Source organism: Borreliella afzelii (genome assembly GCF_014202295.1).
GTDB lineage: Bacteria > Spirochaetota > Spirochaetia > Borreliales > Borreliaceae > Borreliella > Borreliella afzelii.
Genome location: NZ_JACHGM010000030.1, coordinates 1 through 2,534, shown reverse-complemented (window position 1 = coordinate 2,534; position 2,534 = coordinate 1). Strand labels below are relative to the sequence as shown.

Genomic DNA, 2,534 nt, shown 5'->3' with positions numbered 1-2,534 from the left:
TTTGCAATGGAGAGATTTTTAAGAGTTGGTTAAAATTACATTTGAGTTTTGTTACTATGTAATCCAAAATGTAACAAAATTAAATATTTAAATCTGTAAAAAATTGAATTTATTAGGTGTTGCGTTATTATTAAGACTTACGGAGTAACTTATGAATAAAAAAATGAGAATGTTTATTATTTATATTGTTTTTGCACTGATAATTTCTTGCAAGAATTATTCAGATTCAAAACAAACCATAGAAAGAAAAGTTAAACAAGGTATAGAAAAAGGTGTAGAAATAGGAAAAGAAATTAAACAAGGATTAGAAAAACAGGTTAAGGGGTTTTTAGATAAAGAAGAAGGAGTTATTTCAGATGATGCAATAGTACATGAAATAGCAAAAAAATTGGAAGAAGAAGTAAAGGAGAAAAAAGAAAATAAAAAAGATGTTATTTTAGAGGAAAAAGAAAATCCTAAGAATGATTCAAAAAAGGATTTAAAAGATAAAGAGAATGAAGATTCTAAAGCATTAAAATCCGAGTTTGAGCCTATAGCTTTAGAAGATAAAAAACCAAAATTAGAAATAGCAGAAAAAATACTAGAACCAAAATCACCGGAAATGCCAAAATTACCAGTAGTAGTAAAACCAATAGTTAAAGAAAAAACAGAAGAAGAGAAAGCTAGAGATAAAGAGTATGAAGATTTAAGAAGAAGAAGAATAGAGCAATATAAAAAACAAGAAGAAGAAAGATTAAAAAGAAAAACGGAAAGAGAAAAAAGGAAAAAATTAAGAGAATCAGAATCAGGCGGAACTTTTCTTGAGAAAGCAACTAAAGGTAAAATTTCAACAGTCGCAAAACAAATAGACAAAATAATCGGGGATATTAATAGTATTAATCCAGGATCAGTCTTTGAAGAAAGAATTGAAGTATCTGGAAAAGAAGTTGAAGATAAGGTTACAGGCGCCATTTATGATGATATTACTAATGGTTATTCAAATGGTAATTCTATTTATTCTGAATGGGACGACTTTCTTGAAGAAGAAGGTGGATTAAAAAAGCTTATTGACGAACTAGAAAAAGCCAGAACAGCATTAAGGAGTAAAATAAAAGAGGGTAAGGGTGATAATGAAAAAAATAAAAATACTGTAAAAATTAGTGATATTAAAGAAGATTTAGAAAAATTAAAAGATTTTTTAAGAAAATTAAAAGAATATCTTCAAAGTAGTGATAATAAAGAGGAAATTCAGAAACTTGTAAAATGTTCAATGGATCCAGATGACACTAGCTGTAGGGAGTAAATTAACAGAATTTATAAAGTAAAAGTGAAAAATTGTTATTCAAGATTTTCTTTGATAAAAGAAATGGTTTTATAAGCATAAATTATGAAAAACAAGACTAGTTGTTAGTCTTGTTTTTATTTTAGTTAAAATATGAACTGTATTTTTTGTATAATCTTTGGAAACCATCAAGATCAAAAGTTATAGATGAAATTTGTTTGTCAGGATCTTCACTTTCAGGGACTTCAATTGTTATTGTTATAGTCTTATGTTTTAATAATTTTGGAAGCAAATTTTCTATGCCTGGGTCAGAAGTTTTTAAATGAACCCTAAAAAACTCTTCACGGCTATAGAAATGTGTTTTATGAAGTTCCCACATATTTCTTCCATTTATAAATCCTTCATTTAATTCTCTTATAATTTCTTGTGGTTCATTATCAAAAGAAAATTTAATTTTTATTTGGGTAATATATTTATTCCTTAACATAGGGTATCCATAATCATCATTTTCATTTTCTCTGTAAAAGTATCTTACAGTAAACATTTTATAATAATTTTTTTTACCGTATTTAATATACCTTGAATTGATAAAACTAAGACCACTAAACTTTTCATCTTCTCCGGTATAGATAGTAGATAAAGTTCCTTTGCCCCAATATGGACTTTCTTTTATTATCCTTGAAGTATGAAAATAGGAAAGCTTTACAGCTGTTTTTCCTTTCTTATGAAAATATTTTTCCATATACCCATCGTCTTTAGATTGATTATATGAAAACCCCCCAGTTCCTTTTGAAAGCAATAAAAATAATACAAATATTACAAATAATAAAAATATTATAAATATTTGTTTTTGAATCATATAAATTCTCCTTTTATATATTTTGAATGTTTGCTTATTATAATAATAAGCATTTTTCAATATAGATTAGTAGTTAATACGTACAAAGAAGTTAACAGTTTGAGTTAATAATTTATTAAATTGCTTTACTATTTAGAGTAACAATTTGTTAACTTTGTTACTTTGGGGCAATTCTTTTGAAGAAAGTTAAAAGATCTTTTGATGATTATGTTGCATATTTTAGACAAGGCTCATTAAGTGATATGGAAATAGCATCTAGACTTGGAGTTTCTAGAGTAAATGTGTGGAGAATGAGACAAAAATGGGAGAGTGGGGAAACTTCTGTTAATGAGGATTCTAGAGTAACAATTAGTGAAGATACTTTTGAACATCTTGTAGCACAAACTTTTAAATCAGAAGTTAAAGCTAAAAAAG

3 protein-coding genes are annotated in these 2,534 nt (G+C 26.6%); 2 read left to right on the top strand and 1 reads right to left on the bottom strand.

The genetic code is table 11. From position 1 onward, the window contains the following. The first annotated feature begins 151 nt into the window (after positions 1–151). Positions 152–1,282: a hypothetical protein gene (locus tag HNP63_RS06560; RefSeq protein ID WP_183227686.1), complete on the top strand. Its 1,131-nt coding sequence runs from the start codon at positions 152–154 to the stop codon at positions 1,280–1,282. Between the two features lie 121 nt (positions 1,283–1,403). On the opposite strand, the gene HNP63_RS06555 is transcribed toward HNP63_RS06560, so the two are convergent. Continuing rightward, entirely contained in the window at positions 1,404–2,120 is a 717-nt protein-coding gene (locus HNP63_RS06555) for a hypothetical protein (protein WP_183227684.1), read from the bottom strand. A 176-nt stretch (positions 2,121–2,296) separates the two neighbouring features. Here HNP63_RS06555 and HNP63_RS06550 point away from each other — a divergent pair. Next, positions 2,297–2,534 (top strand): DUF603 domain-containing protein (locus HNP63_RS06550; RefSeq protein WP_183227682.1); only part of this gene is annotated, 238 nt, incomplete at its 3' end.

Coding starts and splice junctions, on each gene's coding strand:
- HNP63_RS06560 (WP_183227686.1), top strand. CDS start 152: ATGAATAAAAAAATGAGAATGTTTATTATTTATATTGTTTTTGCACTG.
- HNP63_RS06555 (WP_183227684.1), bottom strand. CDS start 2,120: ATGATTCAAAAACAAATATTTATAATATTTTTATTATTTGTAATATTT.